Below are 21206 nucleotides of genomic sequence, written 5' to 3'. Positions count from 1 at the left end.
AAGGCATATTCATGGGTAATACTAATCATCATCGACTGCTTATTCTTGGTTCTGGGCCTGCGGGCTATACCGCAGCCGTTTATGCAGCCCGTGCAAACCTAAAACCCGTTCTCATTACAGGCATGCAGCCAGGCGGCCAATTAACGACGACGACAGATGTTGATAACTGGCCGGGAGATGTGGAGGGATTGCAGGGTCCTGCGCTGATGGAGCGGATGCAACAGCACGCCGAGCGGTTTGATACCAAAATTATTTTTGACCATATTGTCAGCGCTGATCTGCAAACCCGTCCGTTTGTTTTAAAGGGAGATAATGAAACCTATACCTGCGATGCGCTGATTATTGCCACCGGTGCATCAGCCCGCTATCTTGGCCTTGAATCAGAAAAAGCTTATCAGGGGCGAGGCGTGTCAGCCTGCGCTACCTGTGATGGGTTCTTTTATCGAAATAAGGATGTATGTGTGATCGGCGGCGGCAATACGGCCGTGGAGGAAGCGCTTTATCTGTCCAATCTTGCCTCTTCTGTGACTTTAATCCACCGTCGGGACAGTCTTCGTGCCGAGAAAATGCTGCAGGACAAGCTTTTTGAAAAAGCCAAATACGGCAATATCAAACTGATGTGGAATCACACCCTGGAAGAAGTGCTGGGCGACGGCATGAAGGTGACCGGCGCTCGTGTCCGCCATGTAGAGACCAGGCAATGCGAGGATATCAAGGTCGATGGTATTTTTATTGCTATCGGCCATACGCCAAACACCGATTTGTTCAAGGGACAGCTTGACATGAAGGACGGCTACATTATTATCCGCTCCGGTTTGGAGGGCATGGCAACAGCAACAAACATACCGGGCGTATTTGCCTGCGGTGATGTTGCCGATCATGTCTACCGTCAAGCCATCACATCGGCAGGCTTTGGTTGCATGGCGGCACTTGATGCCGAAAAATATTTGGATACAGCCGGCATTCCATACCACAGCGCTGTCTAGATAAAAATTAGGAAAACATGGGCAGAATGCGCGGTTTACAAGCTGGTGAAGGCGTACAATTCAAATTTTTCTCAATTTTTAACAAAAAAGATGAAGATGCAGATGTCGGATAGAATGGGAAGTTAATCATTAAACCGGTATTGCTTGCAAAAGATGACCTGACCTTTCCTTCCCCGGATTCAGCTGATGCTGCGGGATTGCTTGCTATTGGCGGTGATTTATTACCGGCCAGGCTTTTAGAAGCATATCGCCAGGGTATCTTTCCGTGGTATGAACCGGGGTACCCTATTCTCTGGTGGTCGCCCGATCCCCGTCTCATTTTGAAGCCGCTCTCCTTCAGGCTTTCACGAAGTTTAAGACAGGCTTTAAAAAAAACCTTTCATTACAGCATCGATGCCGCATTTTCCTCAGTCATTCAGGCATGCGCTACAAGCGGCGGCCGCCTTCATAAAACCTGGATAACGGATGAAATGATTCAAGCTTACATCACCTTGCATGAACAAGGTTATGCCCATTCCTTCGAAGTCTGGCAAAAAGATAAGCTGGTCGGTGGACTATATGGCTTGAGCCTTGGGCGTGCTTTTTTCGGCGAATCCATGTTTCATGAGGTGCGCGACGCATCGAAACTGGCCCTTTATATGCTCTGTCAGACCTGCATAAGCTTGCAATTCGAGTTCATAGATTGCCAGTTACCTACAGCTCATCTAATTAGCCTTGGTGCTGAAACCATGCCGAGAAAAAAATTTCTGCAACTATTAAAAGATGCATTGCAATACCCAACACTCCAAGGTTCCTGGAGCTATCTTATGAAGTGATATGCGCAATATGATTGCCATTTTTCTTATTTTAAGGCACTATTTACGCTAATATTTCAAGGGCGTTTCTTCCTTCATCTGATGAAGGGGCATTTTTAACTTGAATGAATCAAAAGCCCGGGCAAGCAAAGCATAGTGCAGCCATAGAATTCCCCCGATTGCGACTTCGTCTAAACCGGCTATGAGACAGAATTGAGGGGCAAAAGGCGACAAGCAGTCGCATTTGACAGCTGTTCAATGTAACCATTTTTATTTTTAAAGTATTTGAGAGACTTATGGCAAAAGAAGATCATATTGAAATGCAAGGAACTGTGATAGACACCCTTCCGAATACCATGTTTCGTGTGGAATTGGAAAACGGTCACATTATTACTGCGCATATTTCAGGACGCATGCGTAAAAATTACATTCGAATTCTAACCGGCGATAAGGTTAAGGTAGAATTAACGCCGTATGACTTAACCAAAGGCCGCATTATCTTTCGAGATAAAGGTTGATTTTTTTGTGAACATTCCTGCCTGGCGCTATTTGATTTTGCCTGGCAGTTAGTCATGTATGCCGCGATAAGTGAGTTGGGTCAAGCAAAAAGCCCAACCCGCACTTTCCAGCTAGTTCCCGCCAACCATCATTTCTGCAATCAACACCGAACCGCAGCGCGTCGTCACGTTAGGATTAATATCCTTGCCGACAGCTTGTATGGAGTTAAACATTTCTTGTAAATTGCTGGCGATAGTAATTTCCTCAACCGGATGTTGAATTTGTCCGTCTTCTACCCAAAAACCGCTGGCGCCCCGGGAATAATCGCCTGTGAGTATATTAACGCCTTGGCCCATCAGCTCAGTCACTAATAGTCCGCGACCCATTTTTTGCAAAATATCTTCCAAGTCTCCGGCGGTTGGATCAATGGTTAGATTGAATACCCCGCCGCAATTAGCCGTGGTTTTTAATCCAAGCTTTCTTGCTGAATAGCTGTTTAAAACATATTGAGTCAGTATGCCGTCCTTAATAAAGATATTATTGCGTGTTGGCACACCTTCCCCATCAAAAGGGGCGCTTCCTAATCCCCGTGACAAATGGGGTTGCTCATAAACCTGAATTATCTGGGGAAAAATCCGCTTTCCAATGGCATCCACCAAAAATGAATTTTTTCGATATAAATTACTGCCGCTGATTGCGCTTACAAAACTCGCGAATAGCCCTGCTGATACCCGAGATGAGAATACGACCGGCACTTTTTGCGTTTTGATTTTTTTGGCTCCCAAACGGCTTACGGCGCGTTCAGCCGCCCTTCTGGCCAGAACATCAAGCGGCAGCAAATCATTTGCGCTTCTTGCTGTGGTGTAATCATAATCACGTTGCATGATTTCACCCTCTTTTGCGACCAAAGAACAGCTTACGCCATGTCTGCTGCCACTCACTACCCCTTCACAACCGTAAGTATTGGCATATCCATGGGAAAAAATATAAGTTGATATGCTCACGCCATCAGAATTACTGATTCTTTTATCAAATGATATTGCCTGCTGTTCACAGTCAATTGCCAACTCTATGGCCTGTTGGGGGGTAATAGGCCAGGGATGGAGTAAATCGAGGTCAGGATATTGATTGTTAATCAGCTTGGGATCCGCAAGCCCGAAACAAGGATCTTCCGCGCTGCATTGGGCAATTTCACAAGCTGCCTTAACCATGGATTCTATTGCCGCATCCGAGGTGTCAGTAGTGCTGGCACTGCCTTTTTTCTGCCCAAAATATACTGTTACGTTTACTCCCTTATCCTCGCTGAAAGTAACCGTTTCGACCTTGCCCATTCGCACATCCACAGCAAAGCCGCTGTCATAGTTGACGTTAACAGCCGCGTCACTTGCGCCAAAATCGACTGTTTTTTTTAAAACAGCTTTCATCAAGGACATTAATTCATCGGTTGACTTAATTGCTACTATATTGCTATTTTGCGTGGATATCTGCATGTAAGTTCCATTAATCAAAGATTTGTTAAAAAGGATACAAGATAAAAGTGGGAAAGCAACAAATTATCCATGATATTTTACACAATGCATCGCCAGTTTCTGGTAACGAAGGTATGAAATGGGGTCTTCATGGCGAGTGATAGAATAAAACCAGCCAGAATTTTTCTGCAATCTTTCCCATGTCCCTCTTTTGTTTCTTTACTTTGGATTTTTTTGTTATTCATCCTGTTAATCAAAACCGTTCCGTCCTATGCCGGTGCTTGGCGAAATATTGCTTCGGGCATTGAATATCAAGATATTGGAGCAAATATCTTCAATCCATGGTCTCATATACATGTGTTTCGCATAGATTTAAAAAACAACCAGTTTGATTTAATATTTGCTGATGATTTATCCAGGCCGCATGCGTCCATTCATGAATTCGCCCAGCACAGCAAAGCCTTAATTGCCCTGAATGGCGGTTTTTTTGATAAAAAATTCAGGCCCCTCGGTTTACGAATCTCTAACCAGCATCTGGAAAATCCGCTAAAGCGCATCAGCTGGTGGGGAATTTTTTATATAAAAAATCAGAAACCTTATTTAACTAGCCTTAGGCAATATAAGCATGATAAAAAAATAGATTTTGCCCTGCAAAGCGGGCCGCGTCTAATCATCAATGGTAGAATTCCCTCTTTAAAGGCCGGAATCGCCGAACGCTCAGCGCTTGGGATTACCAAAGATAATCGTGTGATTGTGCTTGTCACTGAAAATTCACCCATGTCCACTACGAATTTAGCTGAATTAATGCAATCTCCTCCGTTGGAATGCAGGGATGCCTTGAATCTCGACGGCGGAAGTTCCAGCCAATTAACTGCGGATATTGATTCTTTCCAGGTGAACGTACATAACTTTTCCCACATCAGCGATGCAATTGTCATTCGCGGGTTAAATTCCAGTCCCTGACAGGCTCATCTTAGGGCTCTTTCACCAGCATACGCCCTGCACAGCTTGTCTGATGTCGCAGCGGGTTTTATCCGACTTTCATATATACACATTTTATCCACAGCATTTATACAGACTTATCACTTGAAAAAAATCTAAAAACACACTATCTTGTTATTTCAGCAATATAAATAACTATATCTTGTGTTTTGCTATAATTAATTTAGTGAACTATTGTCCGGATTTTTGTTGACAATACTCACCTTCTTTGGAGGAAAACATGTCCGAGATCCTTGAGCCCGTAAATGATTTACCTCAGCAAAATCAACTGGAATTGACTGCTAACACACCAGGCTTATTAAAAACCATCAAACGCAACGGTAAGGTTGTTCATTATGACGAAAGTAAAATCAAAGTTGCCATTACCAAAGCATTTATCGCAGTTGAAGGCAGGGCTGCTGCTGCGTCGAATCGCATCTATCAGCAAATTGACGAGTTAACTCAGCAAATTACCCAAACTTTTAAAAGAAGGTTGCCAAGCGGCGGCACCATCCATATTGAGGATATTCAGGATCAGGTTGAACTGGCTCTAATGCGCAACAGTTTATATAAGGTTGCGCGCGCCTATGTGCTGTACCGGGAAGAACACCGTAAAGCGCGTGAGGCGCAGTTACAAAAACAGGCTGCCGACAGCAAAACGCCGCTTATTGCCATGCCGGACGGTGAGCTGGTGCCGCTGGATCTCGAGCGCTTAAAAACCATCGTTCTTGAAGCCTGTCGGGATCTGGCGAATGTTAAGGCCGAGCCTGTGATTAAGGATGCCTTGCGTAATCTTTATAACCGCGCAAGCTTGCAAGATGTTCATAAAGCTTTGATTATGTCTGCCCGCGCCTTGGTTGAAACAGAGCCGAATTATACCTATGTCAGCGCCCGTTTACTGCTGGACAGCTTGCGCTCTGAAGCCTTGATTAAGCTTGGGCTGCAGACTGAGGCGACTTTCGATGAAATGGCCAAACTTTATCCCGAATATTTCAAGGCCTATGTTGCTTCAGGAATTGAGCAGGGCATTCTGGATCCCAAACTGGGTGAATTTAATTTGGATAAACTGGCCAAAGCATTATTGCCAGAGCGCGACATGCAGTTTACTTATCTGAGCCTTCAGACCTTGTACGACCGCTATTTTATTCATGAGCACGGCAAACGCTATGAGTTGCCGCAGGCTTTTTTCATGCGGGTAGCCATGGGGCTTGCCATAAGGGAACATGACAAAGAAAACAAAGCCATTGAATTTTATCAATTGCTTTCTTCATTTGATTATATGGCCTCTACTCCAACGTTATTTAATTCGGGAACGGTTCGCCCGCAATTGTCGAGCTGCTACCTGACTACCATTCCGGATGATTTAGACGGCATTTACAGCGCGATCAAAGATAATGCCCTGCTGTCTAAATTTGCTGGAGGCCTCGGCAATGACTGGACACCTGTACGAGCCATGGGCGCCCATATCAAAGGCACCAATGGCAAATCACAGGGGGTTGTGCCCTTTATGAATGTAGCGGATGCCACAGCAATTGCAGTCAACCAGGGCGGTAAGCGCAAAGGTGCTGTTTGCGCCTATCTTGAATGCTGGCATCGCGATGTAGAGGAATTCCTCGAATTACGCAAGAACACAGGAGACGATCGCCGCAGAACGCATGACATGAACACGGCCCTTTGGATACCCGACTTATTTATGAAGCGGGTTCATGAACAAGGCGAGTGGACATTATTCTCCCCCGATGAAGTACCTGATCTGCATGATGAGTATGGCAAATCCTTTGAAGCCTTATACCTTGACTATGAAGAAAAAGCACGCCAGGGCAAATTGAAAAATACAAAAACAGTCTCCGCAATTAAGCTATGGCGAAAAATGCTTTCCATGCTGTTTGAAACGGGGCATCCGTGGCTGACTTTTAAAGATGCGTGCAACTTGCGTTCACCGCAGCAGCATGCAGGCGTTATTCACAGCTCAAATCTGTGCACTGAAATTACGCTAAACACTTCTCAGGATGAAATCGCCGTATGTAACCTGGGCAGCGTCAATTTACCTGCGCATATTATCAATGGCAAACTGGACAAGGACAAATTGCAAAAGACCATTCGCACTGCCATTCGCATGCTGGATAATGTGATCGATATTAACTATTATTCCGTGCCCCAGGCGCGAAACTCAAACTTGAAACACCGCCCAATCGGCCTTGGCCTGATGGGCTTCCAGGATGCATTGTACAAACTCAATCTGGATTATGCTTCCAAAGAAGCCGTGGCATTTGCTGATAGCTCAATGGAATTAATCAGTTATTATGCGATTGAGTCTTCTTCTGAACTTGCCAAGGAGCGCGGGCGCTATCCAAGCTATGAGGGTTCGCTCTGGAGCAAAGGTATCCTGCCCATTGACTCGATTAATCTTTTGCAGCAGGCCCGCGGCCAATATCTGGAGCAGGACCGCTCTCAAACGCTGGATTGGGAATCCTTGCGCGTGAAAGTGCGAACCCAGGGGATGCGCAACTCAAATGTCATGGCCATCGCACCAACTGCCACCATTTCCAACATTTGCGGCGTATCGCAGTCGATTGAGCCTACCTATCAAAACCTGTACGTGAAATCGAACCTCTCTGGCGAATTTACCGTGGTTAATCCCTATTTGGTTGCAGATTTAAAGGCGCTCAATTTGTGGGATGAGGTTATGGTCAATGACTTAAAATACTTCAATGGTAGTGTACAGCCCATCAGCCGTATTCCGTCTGAATTGAAAAAACGCTATGCGACCTCTTTTGAAATTGAACCAATCTGGCTGATTGAAGCAGCTTCCAGGCGGCAAAAATGGCTGGATCAGGCGCAATCTTTAAATATTTACATGGCAAAACCTTCGGGCAAAAAGCTTGACGAGCTCTATCGCCAAGCCTGGGTGCGCGGTTTAAAAACGACTTATTACCTGCGCAGCGTAGGTGCCAGCAATGCTGAAAAATCAACGGTAACTGACGGAGCGCTGAATGCCGTAAAACTTGAAGAGCCCAAAGCATGCTCCATTCTGGATCCTGATTGTGAAGCATGCCAATAAGGAGAAAATAATATGCCTACAATATTAGTACAAGAGCAGCAGCCAACGTCTTCTACAGGGGCCACCGGCCTTGAATCCCTGGAAATGGGAGCCGGACGCATTCACGTGGACGATAAAAAAATAATCAATTGCCGTGCTGACCTCAATCAATTGGTTCCTTTTAAATATACTTGGGCCTGGCAGAAATATCTGACTGCCTGTGCAAACCATTGGATGCCGAATGAAATCAGCATGAGCGCTGATCTTGCCTTATGGAATGATCCGCAGGGATTAACAGAAGATGAGCGCTTGATCGTGAAGCGCAATCTTGGCTTTTTCTCCACTGCGGATTCACTGGTTGCCAACAATCTGGTATTGGCCGTATACCGCCATATCACCAATCCTGAATGCCGGCAATATCTTTTGCGCCAGGCTTTTGAGGAAGCGCTGCACACCCATGCTTATCAATACATCATTGAAAGCTTGGGCCTTGATGAAGCAGAAGTATTTAATATGTATCGGGAAATCCCTTCTGTTGCCACCAAGGCCGCCTGGGCTTTGCCTTTCACACAAAGTCTTGGAGATCCGGCTTTCCGTACTGGAACGCCTGAACATGATCAGCGTCTGTTACGCGATCTGATTGCTTTTTATGTGGTTTTTGAAGGCATTTTCTTTTATGTAGGCTTTACCCAAATTCTTTCCATGGGACGCCGCAATAAAATGGTCGGCACTTCAGAACAGTTCCAGTACATCCTGCGTGATGAGTCCATGCATATGAATTTTGGCATCGACGTTATCAATCAGATTAAAATTGAAAACCCGCATTTATGGACACCTGAATTTAAGGAAGAAATGATTAAGCTCATTAAAGAAGGAGTTGAGCTGGAATATCAATACGCTAAAGACACAATGCCCCATGGTATTTTAGGCATGAATGCCGGCATGTTTGAAGAATATCTGCACTTTATCGCCAACCGTCGCTTAAATCAGATTGGCCTTCCTGAGCAGTATCCGGGGGCAGAAAACCCATTCCCCTGGATGAGTGAAATGATGGATTTGAAAAAAGAAAAGAATTTCTTTGAAACCCGAGTCATTGAATACCAGGCAGGCGGTACCCTAAGCTGGGATGATGAGTGATTGATGACAAATCATAAGGCTTAAGAAGCTTCCGGCGTGATGAATACTGTAATTTTTATCGCGCCGGACTTCAAATGAGCATCATGCCTTTAAGCTTCTTTGGAATATAAAGCAATCGAATTGCCTTCTGTATCCAGAATAATAGCTCGATGCCCATAAGGGCCAATTTGTTCTTTTGGACTAATCACTTGGCTTCGTTGCTTTGCCACTTCAATGGCTTCATCCAATTTACCTTCCACATTGAGATAAACCAACGGGCCATTTTGCGAAGGCTTGCGATCCATAACACATAAACAACCGGATACATTCTCTTCTGTATGGGGTAAAAGCCCGAATACGCAACCATGTTCAGTGAACTTCTGTACCGGTTCCCCCAATAACTCGGAATAAAACCCAATGGCTCTATCCAGATCAATTACTGGAATATCAATCCAACAAAATGTATTTTTTTGTTTCATTTATTTTCCTATATAAAATAACCACAAATTTTAATTGAAAGTTTACGCTGCTTCGAGATATGAAGCTGGATATATATCATTAATGATTTTTTTTGACAAATATCTCAGACAAATATCTCTGAATTAAATTTATAGGTTGCTTGGTATATATATTTAATGTTAAATTATTATACATTTTTTATATTTTTTTATTTCATAAAAACCATTACAGGGTATTTAAAATGATCGGTAAAAACAATATTGGCAGTTTACCTCCATTTCGAGAGGTTATTGAAACTGAAAATGCTTACCAAGAAAGTTTACAGATATTTGTCACCGCACTTCGGGAAATAAAGGCGCCGGAAAGCGTTCCTGATATTCTCAATAACATAAAAAAATTTTCAGTGGGATTTTCAGAAGTCTCCGCTAGGCTAACCAACAATTTGCAGCACACAATAAATGCGCACCAAGAAAATAATGCTCTTTTCTTGACTCAACTAAGAAAAGAGCGAATAGCCATCATTAATCAATTCTATGAACTATATGGCAACTATTCAAAGCTTTACTCTGAATACCTGGAGTGCAAGCAAAAAAATTCAACCCAGTTTAAAGCGATCAACGACATTATTAAGAAAAGAACAAACCGCCAAAAGAGCCTGGAAGACTGCCTTATTTCCCCCATTCAGCGCGGACCTCGGTATTTGCTGCTGCTTCGGGAACTCAAAAAATATAATCAAAATTTTGATATTGATACAAAATCCCACCTGGCAGACTTGGAAGAGAAGCTAAATGAAAAGCTGAATGAGGTCAATGCTCAGCTCAAGAAAAATTCTATATCTCATATAATTGGCGTCAGCTTGCAGATCCTTGGGGGATTTAGCGCGGTTTTAGGAGCTGCAGCAGTTGCTGCAGGGGTTGTTCTTTTGATTGCCTCTTGCGGTACCGCTGCATTGATTACAGTAGGGATTGGCGCTGCTGTTCTGGCTGGTGGTCTTGGCTTTTTTGCAGCAGGTTCTTTTGCAAAGCCAACACCAGCCTCCAGCATGGCAGGCATAAAGCCATAAAACGCAAAATGCCCCGAATTAGCAAAGCGTAATCCGGAGCCTGATAATTATAGATTCTGCCGCAAATGCGGAAACAAAATCACATCCCTTATTGATTGTGAGTCAGTAAACAACATGACCAGACGGTCAATGCCTATGCCTTCCCCAGCTGTTGGCGGCATGCCATATTCAAGCGCTTCGATATAATCGCTGTCAAAATGCATGGCTTCCAGATCGCCTGCATTTTTTTCTTCCACTTGTTTTTGAAAGCGGGCCGCCTGATCTTCCGGATCATTTAATTCAGAAAACCCGTTGGCAATCTCACGGCCGGCGATGAATAGTTCAAAACGATCCGTGACTTCGGGATTTAATTCATTGCGTCGGGCAAGCGGCGATACTTCTGTTGGATATTCAGTAACAAAGGTCGGTTGGATGAGCTGGTGCTCAATGGTTTCTTCAAATAAAATCATCTGAAGCTTACCCAGTCCATCCGACTGCTTATAGTCAAAGCCTTTTTCATCCAACACAGCACGGCAACCATCAATAGATTCAATTTGATCTGCTAAATGAGGATGATATTGCTTGAGTGCCTCTTTAATGGTTAAGCGGGCAAAAGGTTTTGAAAAATCAATCGTCTCACCCTGATACTCAATCTGGCGTTTTTTTACTACGCTGTCACACAGAAAACGGAGCAGTTCTTCAGTAAAATCCATTAAATCCTGATAAGTTGCATAGGCCTGATAAAATTCCATCATGGTAAATTCAGGATTATGCCGGGTAGAAATACCTTCATTACGGAAATTACGGTTTATTTCATAAACTTTTTCAAACCCGCCTACAATCAGCCGTTTTAAATAAAGCTCTGGGGCTATGCGTAAAAACATCTGCATATCCAATGTATGGTGATGCGTGACAAAAGGGCGGGCAAGGGCGCCGCCAGGAATAGGATGCATCATCGGCGTTTCCACCTCAAGAAATTGGTGCTCATTCATAAACTGGCGGCAGGCAGTAATAAGGTGGGAACGAATCAAAAACGTTCTTCTGCTGTCTTCATTGGCGACCAAATCCACATAACGCTTGCGGTAACGCATTTCCTGATCAGTCAAGCCATGAAATTTATCAGGCAAGGGGCGTAATGATTTGGTTAAAAGCTCAAGATGTTCAGCGTTAACAGTAAGCTCACCGGTGTTGGTTTTAAATAATTCCCCGGAAATCCCTACAATATCGCCAAGATCCCAGTGTTTAAATTGCTCATAGAGCTCAGGGAGATCATTTTGCCGCACATAAATCTGGATACGGCCAGTCATATCCTGGATATGGAAAAAACTTGCCTTACCCATGATTCTACGCAAAACAATACGTCCCGCAACCTTCACTTTAATGCGTTTTGCGGCTAATTCTTCTTTGCTTTCCTTTGCATATTGCTTAATTAATTCATGGGCTAAATGCTGGCGTTCAAAGCGATTTGGATAATTAAAGCCCTGCTCACGGAGTTCTGCTAACTTTTGTTTGCGGATTTGATAAACTTCACTTTCATCTAAATATTCTTCGGTCATACTGCCCCTACTCCTGCTTTCAAGCTGGCCTCGATAAACTGGTCTAAATCACCATCCAGAACCGCTTGTGTATTACTGGTTTCAACGCCTGTTCGTAAATCCTTAATACGGGATTGATCCAATACATAAGATCGAATCTGCGATCCCCAACCTATATCTGATTTACTGGCTTCTAATGCCTGCTGTTCGGCATTCTTTTTTTGCACTTCCATTTCATACAGCTTGGCGCGCAATTGTTTCATGGCGTGCTCTTTATTTTTGTGTTGGCTTCTGTCTGTTTGACATTGCACAACGATACCGCTTGGTTCATGGGTAATGCGCACCGCGGAATCCGTACGGTTGACGTGCTGTCCGCCTGCTCCTGATGCCCGATAGGTATCAATGCGGAGATCGGCTGGATTAATGGCAATATCAATATCATCATCCACTTCAGGAGAGACGAATACTGCGGCAAAGGAAGTATGGCGGCGATTTCCGGAATCAAAAGGAGATTTACGCACCAAACGATGCACTCCAGTTTCGGTTTTTAACCAGCCGTAGGCATATTCGCCGGTAAAATGAATGGTTGCGCTTTTAATGCCCGCTACTTCCCCGGCTGAACATTCAATGAGTTCAGTGGCAAACCCATGCTGTTCCCCCCAGCGCAAATACATGCGCAACAGCATTTCAGCCCAATCCTGCGCTTCAGTGCCGCCCGATCCTGCCTGGATATCCAGAAAGGCATTTGCCGAATCCATTTTCCCAGAAAACATGCGCTGAAACTCCATGTTCTCAACCTGCTTTTCAATAACTGCCAACTCATCGGCCACATCGGAAATGGCGCTTTCATCCTCTTCTGTCCGCGCGATTTCAAAAAGCTCGGCTAAATCATGAATACCCTGAGACAATGCCTGCAACTTGTGAACCACAGCCTCAAGCTGTGCCCGTTCACGACCCAGGGCCTGGGCTTTATCCGGATTATTCCAAACATCCGGTGCTTCCAATTCGCGGCTGACTTCTTCCAAACGCTCAAGCTTTTTTTCGAAGTCAAAGATACCTCCGAAGACCCTGGACACGATTGTCCAGATCCGCAAGCGTAAGACTAATTTGATTCACTTCCAGCATCAGTGATCCTTTTGCTATAAAAATTGTTGCGTTATTCTACACAGAAAGCCAAATACTGACCATACTTGCAGCCTAATTCACAAACTCAAGGTATGAAAAATCCGGGATTAAGCCACTGTATCCCAAACCCCGCCAAGGGGAACTGGACGGAAGCACTTAAACAATAGTATAGCTAAAGCTCGGGCAGCCTGGATTTCAAACGGTGTGTGGCCTGCGAATGAATCTGCGATACACGAGATTCACTTACCCCGAGCACCTCTCCTATTTCCTTAAGGTTTAAATCCTGTTCATAATATAAAGACAGCACCAAGCGCTCATTTTTAGGCAAGGTATCAATTACCTGAGATAAATGGGCGATAATATCAGCATGCAAGGCGCTGGCATAAGGTTCAGTTGAATCAGAAATTTTTTCATCTTTTATGACGTCTTCTGTTACCCCTAGATCCTCAAATGCATAAAGATGCCCGCCTGCAGAATCATTGAGCATCTCGTGATATTCTTCAAGACTAATGCCCAATTCTTCGGCCACCTCGTGATCTTTCGCATCGCGGCCAAGCCGGTTTTCGACCTCACGAACTGCGGCAGCAATCATGCGCGCATTGCGATAAACCGAGCGCGGTACCCAATCATTACGGCGAACCTCATCCAGCATATGACCGCGGATGCGGATGCCTGCATAGGTTTCAAAAGCAGCACCCTTGCTTTCATCATAGTGTCGAGCCGCTTCCAGCAGTCCTATCATGCCAGCCTGTATTAAATCATCAAACTGAATTGATGAAGGCAATCGGCCTAATAAATGATATGCTATTCGTTTCACCAATTGCGCATGCGTTTTGATCAAGGCTTCCTGCGTTTGTTGATTAACTTTGCCCTCTGAAGCCAAAGCGTCATCCACGACAATCTCCTTTTTTTATTATTATTGACTCATGTTATAATGCCATGACACAAACCCGTCAATCGCATTAACCCGTAATATAACGCTCCGCAAAGAAACAGATATTTCCGCTTGTCGAAAGCTCCACCGGCCATTCTTCAACTGTGGTTGCCAACTGCCGAATGGCAATAGCCGCTTCCGATTCTGGAAATGCCTGGATTAAGGTCTTTTGCTTTTTTATGGCTCGATGAAATTCTTCCTCAAAAGGAATCATACCCACATAATCCAGGTGCACTTCCAAAAATTGCTCTGTAATATAATATAGCTTATTAAATACATTCTGGCCTTCTTGAATGCCGCGCGCCATGTTGACAAGCACATGGAATTTCATCCAGTGATGGCGGTTTTTCATGATTTTTATCAATGCGTAGGTTGAAGTTAATGATGTTGGTTCATCAGAGACAACTAAAATAATTTCCTGTACCGAACGAATAAAACTCAATACATTTTCCGAGACGCCTGGTGCTGTGTCGATGATTAAATAATCCCATTCCCCATTTAATTCATTAAAAGCATTAATAATACCGGTATAAGCGAATGAATTAAGACTTGACATATATTCAACATCAGGAGAGCCGGCAATCAGGTGAAAACCGCCTGGTGCCTTAATCAACATCTCATTGATATCACATTCACCTTTGATTAAATGTTGCAAATTATACTTACTATAGACGCCGAGCATGATATCAAGTCCCGGCAATTCCAAATCTGCATCGAGCAATAAAACGCTTTTCTTTCTTTTTGCGAGTTCATATGCGAGATTGATTGAAACGGCGCTTTTCCCAACTCCGCCTTTACCAGAAGTAATTGCGATAACTTTAATTGGTTTTTTTTGTAAAAGATTTTGAATTGCTTTCGTTTTTTTTACTGGCTCATCAGATTTTGACATAATCCCTCCCATTTCGCATGGCTTCTTGTTTTTAATTATCAAGCAAAATTCATGCCAAATGGCAGGAGTCAATAATATTAATGAATAAAAGACCTAAAGCGCACTTTTAAAATAGATTGGTAAAACTTAAGGCATTAATAAGTGCCCATCTGTTCAAGGCATTTGTCTTTAGCCTCTTGATAGCACTTGTCCTGGCAGTCTCTTGCTTCGGAAGTCAGGCATACAGTATTAATACATTCATTAGCATAGCGGTCTACACACATCTTTTCATCATAAACTTCAGCGCCCTCTTCCACGGTTGGAATCTCTGCCGCATGGTTTATCATCGGGAAACATAATAATGAAGCCGCAATGAGAGGTATCATTCTCATAATCAATCCTTTTGCCTTCGCATATTATTTTAATTATAGCTGCTTTCAGGAAAGATTTTTTTATTGAAGAGGATTCTTTGAAATAAAATTTGAAATAAAAAATGGCACAGATTCTGTGCCATTTTTTGCTTTTGGCTAAGGGACATTAACCCCAGGACCCAGCAGTTGAAACATGGGAACAATGGGTGAAATTAATCCAAAAAACTGGAGTATGTATAAAATTAAAATGATTAACACCAGCACATTCAATAATCTCTTAACTACCGGCGCCATAGGTATTAAAACATTCACAAGCCATAATAGAACACCTGCGACAATAATGACCAACAGCAGATTTAATAATGCGTTCATGTCTATCCTTATGGTTATTGAATCATGACTTTTTTAATTGCACTTCTTGACTCATCCAGCACATTTTCATTCAGACGAAAAGCGTCATGCAAGGCACGCACACCTTGTTCCAGCATGGCCTCGTCAATAATCACTGAAATTTTGATTTCAGAGGTAGCAATTAACTGAATATTAATGCCTAACTTTCCAAGAACACTAAACATATCAGCCGCTACTTCAGGATGGCTTTTCAAACCAGCGCCAACGAGGGATAGTTTAGCCAGTTTATCTATACCCGAAACTTCCTCAGCCCCCATTTTTTTTGCTATTTTTTGCAATAGTTGCAAAGCAGGCTGATATTCATCTCGATGTACAGTAAAGCTGAAATCTGCTTTTTTGTCTCTGGAGATATGCTGTAAAATCATATCTACATTGACGCCTATGGTACTTAGCTCGGATAGGATAACGGAAGCAACGCCTGGACCGTCCGGAACCCCAGTGAGGGAAATTTTTGCTTCATTTCGGCTAAAGGCAATACCCGTCACAGAAAAAGATTCCATATGCCGCTTTTGCTGATAAGTAATCAACGTCCCTGGGCCTTCCTGAGATGAAGAAAGCACTCGCAGCGGTATATTATATTTCCCCGCAAATTCCACAGAACGAATCTGCAATACCTTGGCGCCCAAACTTGAAAGTTCAAGCATTTCTTCAAACGTTACCTGATCAAGGCGCCTGGCGTCGGGCACCACACGCGGGTCAGTCGTATAAACACCGTCAACATCAGTATAAATTTGACACTCATCTGCTTTTAAGGCAGCCGCAATGGCAACTGCTGTCGTATCCGAACCGCCACGGCCAAGAGTCGTGATATTGCCATGTTGATCTACCCCCTGAAACCCTGCAACGACGACAACGCGCCCATGTTTTAATTCTTCCTGAATGGGATGGATATCTATTGCCTGAATACGGGCTTTTTTAAACTGACCACAGGTTTGAATTCGCGCCTGCGCGCCAGTAAAAGACCGGGCATCAATGCCTCGGTTAATTAAAGCCATGGCCATTAAAGTCATAGAGACTTGTTCGCCGGTAGAAATCAATGCGTCATATTCTCTGGGATCAGGGCTCTCGCTCATCTGATGGGCAAGGGATATAAGCTTATCTGTCTCACCACTCATGGCTGACACCACAACCACAACATCATTGCCAGCATGCTTGGCTCTGGCCACTAAATCTGCAGCATGATTGATATGCGCTAAAGTAGCAACCGAAGTTCCCCCAAATTTTTGCACAATTAGTGCCATGTTTAGCGCCTCACCTAAATGTATCTAATCATTATATCGGCAGTTTTCCTTCCGATTTTAGCAGTACCTGCCACTTGGGCAGCAAATTTCTTTATTTTTGTGCATCCTCAAGCATTCTTGTAATTTCCGCCAGTTTTTCCTGCAAGCCGTCTGGCACTGCTCCTCCTCCCTGGGCCATATCATCTCTGCCGCCGCCTTTACCACATAAGTGGCGCACATATGTCGCAGCGCCTGGCACCTTGCCGACTATATTTTTGCTGACGCCGGCAATCACATTGATTTTATTCTGATTCAGGGTGTATAAAACAATCACGGCAGAGTCAAGATTGGATTTTAACTGATCAAGCGTGGCTCTTAATGCCTGGCTATCAACTTGTTCCAGTTTTTTGATCAAAAGATTAATGCCATTAACCTGTTTCACTTCTTCTAAAAGCGTATGTCCTGATTGCATGGCAAGTTTTGCCTGCAAACGCATGAGTTCCTTCTCCTGTGATTTCATATCCTGAAGAACCTGTGACAATTTTTCAGGAGACTGTGCAGGCGTTGTCTTTAATTGTTCAGCCATCTGATACAATAAACCAAGTTGCTGATTAACCCATTGCAAGGCATAACCGCCAGTGACCATTTCAATTCGCCGGACACCGCTTGCGATTCCATATTCCGCAACAATTTTAAAAAGGCCAAGATCTCCAGTGCGCCTTGCATGGGTGCCGCCGCACAGCTCTTTTGAGAAATCATCAATAGATAACACACGAACTGTATCGGCATATTTCTCCCCAAACAAAGCAACCGCTCCGGCCTGTTTGGCTTCCTCAAGAGGCATGGTATTCGTGATTACAGGCGTATTCAGACGAATCTTGTCATTGATCAATGTTTCAAGCTGAGCTAACTCTTCGCGGGTTAACGCTTCAAAGTGAGAAAAATCAAAACGCGCACGCTCAGCATCAACCAGAGATCCTTTCTGCTGGACATGCTCGCCTACTATCATTTTTAATGCGGCATGCAACAAATGAGTGGCTGTATGATTCAAGCGGATAGCATCCCGCCTTGCAACATCAACCTGTGCCGTTAACCATTGCCCTGTCTTGAGTTTTCCAGAAACAAGCACGCCATAGTGTACGATGGCCTGCCCTATCTTTTGGGTATCATCGACGCGAAAAACGACGTTTTCGCCAAGGAGCTGGCCTTTATCACCGACCTGGCCGCCGCTTTCGGCATAAAATGGCGTGTGCTCAAGAATGACCGCAGCTTTCCCCAAACTGCCGCATTCCTCCACTTTGCTGCCCTCTTTCAATATGGCTATCACCTTGCTTTGCACGGTGTCATGCTCATAGCCTACGAATGTGGATGATTCCGATAACTGAGCAGGATGCGAATAATCGGCTTCAAAGTGACTGGCGGACTGGGAAAGAGCACGCTGATGCTTCATGCATTGCTCAAACCCTTCCATATCCACCTGAATATCATGCTCACGGGCGATATCTGCTGTTAAATCTATCGGGAAACCATAGGTATCATATAATTTGAATGCAGTTTCTCCTGATAATTGTTTACCTTGCAAGCCTTCAATTTGCTCCAGCAACAACTGCATTCCCTGCTCAAGAGTACGGGCAAACTGATTTTCTTCCAATAACAATATCCGCTCAATCTGTTCACGGTTTGCCGCAAGCTCTGGGTATGCTTCTCCCATGACTTCAATAAGGGGCGTTACCAATTGATAAAAAAACGGTGTGGGCAAACCAAGTTTGTAGCCATGGCGAATGGCGCGCCGGATTATCCGGCGCAACACATATCCGCGGCCCTCATTGCCTGGAATAACTCCATCTGCAATTAAAAAAGCACAGGCCCGTATATGATCTGCGATGACTTTCAAGGAAGGATTTTCAATTGCGACTCCCTGAGTCAAGCCTGCTATGGCATGAATTAAATACTGGAAACTGTCGATATGGTAATTACTGTGAACTCCCTGTATAACAGCGGCAATGCGCTCAAGCCCCATTCCAGTATCCACAGAAGGTTTGGGCAACGGATGCAAAACGCCGTTTTTATCACGGTTATATTGCATAAATACAAGGTTCCATATCTCAATATAACGATCGCCGTCTGCCTCCGGCGTACCCGGAGGGCCGCCTGCCACCTCACTCCCATGGTCGTAAAAAATTTCTGTACACGGCCCGCAAGGCCCCGTATCACCCATCGACCAGAAATTATCCTGCTCGCCGCACCGCGAAAACCGTTTCGGTGAAACGCCAATTTCGTTCAACCAGATATTTGCAGCTTCCTCATCATCTTTATACACCGTGATCCAAAGACGCTCTGCCGGCAGCTTCAGGACTTGTGTTAAAAACTCCCAGGCGTAACTAATTGCTTCGCGCTTAAAATAGTCGCCGAAACTAAAATTGCCAAGCATTTCAAAGAAAGTATGATGGCGGGCAGTATAACCAACATTCTCCAAATCATTATGCTTTCCGCCTGCGCGCACGCAGCGCTGCACGCTTGCCGCCCGGCTGTAAGGGCGGGATTCAACGCCCAGGAAAGTATCCTTGAACTGCACCATGCCTGCATTGGTAAATAACAGCGTTGGATCATTGGCTGGAACCAGCGAGCTGGAAGGTACAATATAGTGCCCGCGGCGTGCAAAATAATCGAGAAATGCTTGTCTTATTTCTGAACTTTTCATAGTTATCCAACTTCATGCTTGTTATTAACAGTTTTTATTTCGTCACTTCCCATCCAAGCGGGAATGACATCATTGGCGCCTATATCAAAATATGACTTTGCCTTGATGCCTGCTACCAGCCCTTTCTATCACAACTCACGCACAATCTGGGCGATGGTATCCGGAGAAAAACCCCGATAATACATAAACCGCTGTTGCTTTTGTAACGCCCAATGCCCTGATTCTTGATGCTTAAACTTTTTCTTCCAGACAGCCAGGGCATAAGCACACCAGTTGCCCTCCTCTTTTTGCAGCACCTGCTCAATCAGTTCAGAATCAATTCGCTTAACCTGCAACTCCTGGCGGATCCTTAGTGGTCCATAACCCTGCTGAATCCGGCTCTGGCAGACACTTTCTGCAAACCTCAAGTCGCTTTGCAAACCAAGCCGTTGGCACTCATTGATAACCTGATCGACTTCCGAAGCCCTATGGCCTTTTTGCAACAGTTTGTCGCGCAGCTCTTTTGCTCCATGCTCGCGCCTGGCAAGCAAACGCTGGGCGCTTGCAAATGCGCTGTTCATTTGTCATCTCACAAAAAATTCATATCATTTCAATGATCGAGGAGATGACTATCTAGTCTGCTGTTTCCATGTGCTCTGACTCCGACACGGGCAATGGTTTTTTGCTCAGTAACTGGGCTCGAATCGCAGCTTCCAGATCCATGGCAAGCTTTGGATTTTCTTTCAAATACAGGCGAACATTCTCTTTGCCTTGCCCGATTTTTTCCTGTTGATAACTATACCAGGCTCCGGATTTTTCAATTAAACCCAAATCGGTTGCAAGGTTAATAATCTCGCTCTCTCGAGAAATACCTTCGTTATATAAAATATCAAAGTCCGCGCGTTTAAATGGGGGGGCAACTTTATTTTTAACCACTTTAACCTGCGTCTCATTGCCCAATATTTCATCCCCTTTTTTAATAGCGCCGGTTCTTCTTATATCCAGGCGTACAGATGCATAAAACTTTAATGCGTTACCGCCGGTGGTTGTTTCCGGGTTGCCAAACATCACGCCAATTTTCATTCGGATTTGGTTAATAAAAATGACTAGTGTGTTGGAACGCTTAATATTAGCAGTCAGCTTACGCAGCGCTTGCGACATGAGCCTGGCCTGCAAGCCAACATGGGCATCACCCATATCGCCTTCAATTTCTGCTTTGGGGGTCAATGCTGCAACCGAATCCACAATAATCACATCTACTGCAGCCGAGCGTACCAGCATATCCGTGATTTCCAGGGCTTGTTCTCCGGTGTCTGGCTGCGAAATCAATAATTCATCCACCTTAACGCCCAGTTTTTCGGCATAGCCCGGATCAAGAGCATGTTCTGCATCAATAAAAGCGGCTGTACCGCCATTTTTTTGACACTCAGCGATAACCTGCAGGGTAAGCGTTGTCTTACCAGAAGATTCAGGACCGTAAATTTCTACAATTCGTCCTTTAGGCAAACCGCCTATGCCTAATGCAATATCCAGGCTCAGGGAACCTGTGGATATTGCTTCAATATCGCGCACGGCCGTGCCATCACCCATGCGCATGACGGAACCTTTTCCAAATTGACGCTCGATTTGGGCGAGAGCAGCGCTCAGCGCTTTTTGTTTGTTGTCTTCCATAAGTTC

19 protein-coding genes are annotated in these 21206 nt (G+C 44.5%); 7 read left to right on the top strand and 12 right to left on the bottom strand.

Going from position 1 to position 21206, the window contains the following annotated elements; translation table 11 throughout:
* Nucleotides 1–11 precede the first annotated feature (11 nt).
* From trxB to infA, 3 genes are all read left to right on the top strand, one after another.
* Complete coding sequence (gene trxB / locus Llon_RS04530) at nucleotides 12–986, top strand: thioredoxin-disulfide reductase (RefSeq protein ID WP_058528873.1); 975 nt, start codon at nucleotides 12–14, stop codon at nucleotides 984–986.
* Between the two features lie 140 nt (nucleotides 987–1126).
* Entirely contained in the window at nucleotides 1127–1801 is a 675-nt protein-coding gene (gene aat / locus Llon_RS04525; protein ID WP_058528872.1) for a leucyl/phenylalanyl-tRNA--protein transferase, read from the top strand.
* 275 nt (nucleotides 1802–2076) lie between these two features.
* Nucleotides 2077–2298, top strand: a complete 222-nt coding sequence (infA, locus tag Llon_RS04520) for a translation initiation factor IF-1 (RefSeq protein ID WP_058528871.1) — start codon at nucleotides 2077–2079, stop codon at nucleotides 2296–2298.
* A gap of 111 nt (nucleotides 2299–2409) precedes the next feature.
* Here infA and pmbA read toward each other — a convergent pair whose 3' ends face one another.
* Nucleotides 2410–3768 (bottom strand): metalloprotease PmbA, encoded by a 1359-nt coding sequence (gene pmbA / locus Llon_RS04515; protein ID WP_058528870.1) that lies wholly within the window; start codon nucleotides 3766–3768, stop codon nucleotides 2410–2412.
* Between the two features lie 129 nt (nucleotides 3769–3897).
* Between pmbA and Llon_RS04510 the strand changes: the two genes are divergently transcribed.
* The 3 genes from Llon_RS04510 (at nucleotide 3898) to Llon_RS04500 (ending at nucleotide 8905) form a co-directional block, all read left to right on the top strand.
* Complete coding sequence (locus Llon_RS04510) at nucleotides 3898–4710, top strand: phosphodiester glycosidase family protein (RefSeq protein WP_083503263.1); 813 nt, start codon at nucleotides 3898–3900, stop codon at nucleotides 4708–4710.
* 259 nt (nucleotides 4711–4969) lie between these two features.
* Nucleotides 4970–7789: a ribonucleoside-diphosphate reductase subunit alpha gene (locus Llon_RS04505; protein WP_058528869.1), complete on the top strand. Its 2820-nt coding sequence runs from the start codon at nucleotides 4970–4972 to the stop codon at nucleotides 7787–7789.
* A gap of 12 nt (nucleotides 7790–7801) precedes the next feature.
* The gene (locus Llon_RS04500; protein WP_058528868.1) at nucleotides 7802–8905 is read left to right on the top strand and encodes a ribonucleotide-diphosphate reductase subunit beta; all 1104 of its coding nucleotides are present in this window, start codon (nucleotides 7802–7804) and stop codon (nucleotides 8903–8905) included.
* Between the two features lie 89 nt (nucleotides 8906–8994).
* Here the strand turns inward: Llon_RS04500 and Llon_RS04495 are convergent, their stop codons facing one another.
* A complete protein-coding gene (locus tag Llon_RS04495) occupies nucleotides 8995–9363 on the bottom strand; it encodes a VOC family protein (RefSeq protein ID WP_058528867.1) in 369 nt (122 codons plus the stop codon).
* A 221-nt stretch (nucleotides 9364–9584) separates the two neighbouring features.
* On the opposite strand from Llon_RS04495, the gene Llon_RS04490 reads away from it, so the two are divergent.
* On the top strand, nucleotides 9585–10406 hold the full coding sequence (locus tag Llon_RS04490) for a RhoGEF domain-containing protein (RefSeq protein WP_058528866.1): 822 nt from the start codon (nucleotides 9585–9587) through the stop codon (nucleotides 10404–10406).
* A 47-nt stretch (nucleotides 10407–10453) separates the two neighbouring features.
* Here Llon_RS04490 and lysS read toward each other — a convergent pair whose 3' ends face one another.
* From lysS to recA, 10 genes are all read right to left on the bottom strand, one after another.
* Nucleotides 10454–11941: a lysine--tRNA ligase gene (gene lysS / locus Llon_RS04485; RefSeq protein ID WP_058528865.1), complete on the bottom strand. Its 1488-nt coding sequence runs from the start codon at nucleotides 11939–11941 to the stop codon at nucleotides 10454–10456.
* Nucleotides 11938–13045, bottom strand: a protein-coding gene (gene prfB, locus Llon_RS04480) for a peptide chain release factor 2 (protein WP_115336871.1) whose coding sequence is annotated in 2 segments (ribosomal slippage) — nucleotides 11938–12969 and nucleotides 12971–13045 — 1107 coding nt in all. Because the reading frame shifts where the segments join, the coding sequence is not laid out codon by codon here. Before prfB ends, lysS begins: the two co-directional genes overlap by 4 nt.
* A gap of 172 nt (nucleotides 13046–13217) precedes the next feature.
* Nucleotides 13218–13940 carry an RNA polymerase sigma factor FliA gene (locus Llon_RS04475; protein WP_058528864.1) on the bottom strand — a complete coding sequence of 241 codons (723 nt, stop codon included), beginning with the start codon at nucleotides 13938–13940 and terminating at the stop codon, nucleotides 13218–13220.
* Between the two features lie 67 nt (nucleotides 13941–14007).
* A complete protein-coding gene (locus Llon_RS04470; RefSeq protein ID WP_058528863.1) occupies nucleotides 14008–14868 on the bottom strand; it encodes a MinD/ParA family protein in 861 nt (286 codons plus the stop codon).
* 134 nt (nucleotides 14869–15002) lie between these two features.
* Nucleotides 15003–15239 (bottom strand): hypothetical protein, encoded by a 237-nt coding sequence (locus Llon_RS04465; protein ID WP_058528862.1) that lies wholly within the window; start codon nucleotides 15237–15239, stop codon nucleotides 15003–15005.
* A gap of 135 nt (nucleotides 15240–15374) precedes the next feature.
* Nucleotides 15375–15590 (bottom strand): Thivi_2564 family membrane protein, encoded by a 216-nt coding sequence (locus Llon_RS04460; RefSeq protein WP_058528861.1) that lies wholly within the window; start codon nucleotides 15588–15590, stop codon nucleotides 15375–15377.
* 14 nt (nucleotides 15591–15604) lie between these two features.
* Nucleotides 15605–16870: an aspartate kinase gene (locus Llon_RS04455; protein ID WP_058528860.1), complete on the bottom strand. Its 1266-nt coding sequence runs from the start codon at nucleotides 16868–16870 to the stop codon at nucleotides 15605–15607.
* Between the two features lie 91 nt (nucleotides 16871–16961).
* Nucleotides 16962–19550, bottom strand: a complete 2589-nt coding sequence (gene alaS / locus Llon_RS04450) for an alanine--tRNA ligase (protein ID WP_058528859.1) — start codon at nucleotides 19548–19550, stop codon at nucleotides 16962–16964.
* Between the two features lie 128 nt (nucleotides 19551–19678).
* Nucleotides 19679–20110 (bottom strand): recombination regulator RecX, encoded by a 432-nt coding sequence (gene recX, locus Llon_RS04445; protein WP_058528858.1) that lies wholly within the window; start codon nucleotides 20108–20110, stop codon nucleotides 19679–19681.
* Nucleotides 20111–20162: 52 nt separating this feature from the next.
* Nucleotides 20163–21200, bottom strand: coding sequence for a recombinase RecA (gene recA, locus Llon_RS04440; RefSeq protein ID WP_058528857.1), 1038 nt, complete (start codon nucleotides 21198–21200; stop codon nucleotides 20163–20165).
* Nucleotides 21201–21206: the final 6 nt, after the last annotated feature.

Origin of the sequence: Legionella londiniensis (genome assembly GCF_001467825.1) — a bacterium.
GTDB lineage: Bacteria > Pseudomonadota > Gammaproteobacteria > Legionellales > Legionellaceae > Legionella_A > Legionella_A londiniensis.
This window is presented reverse-complemented; position numbering and strand designations above follow the sequence as displayed.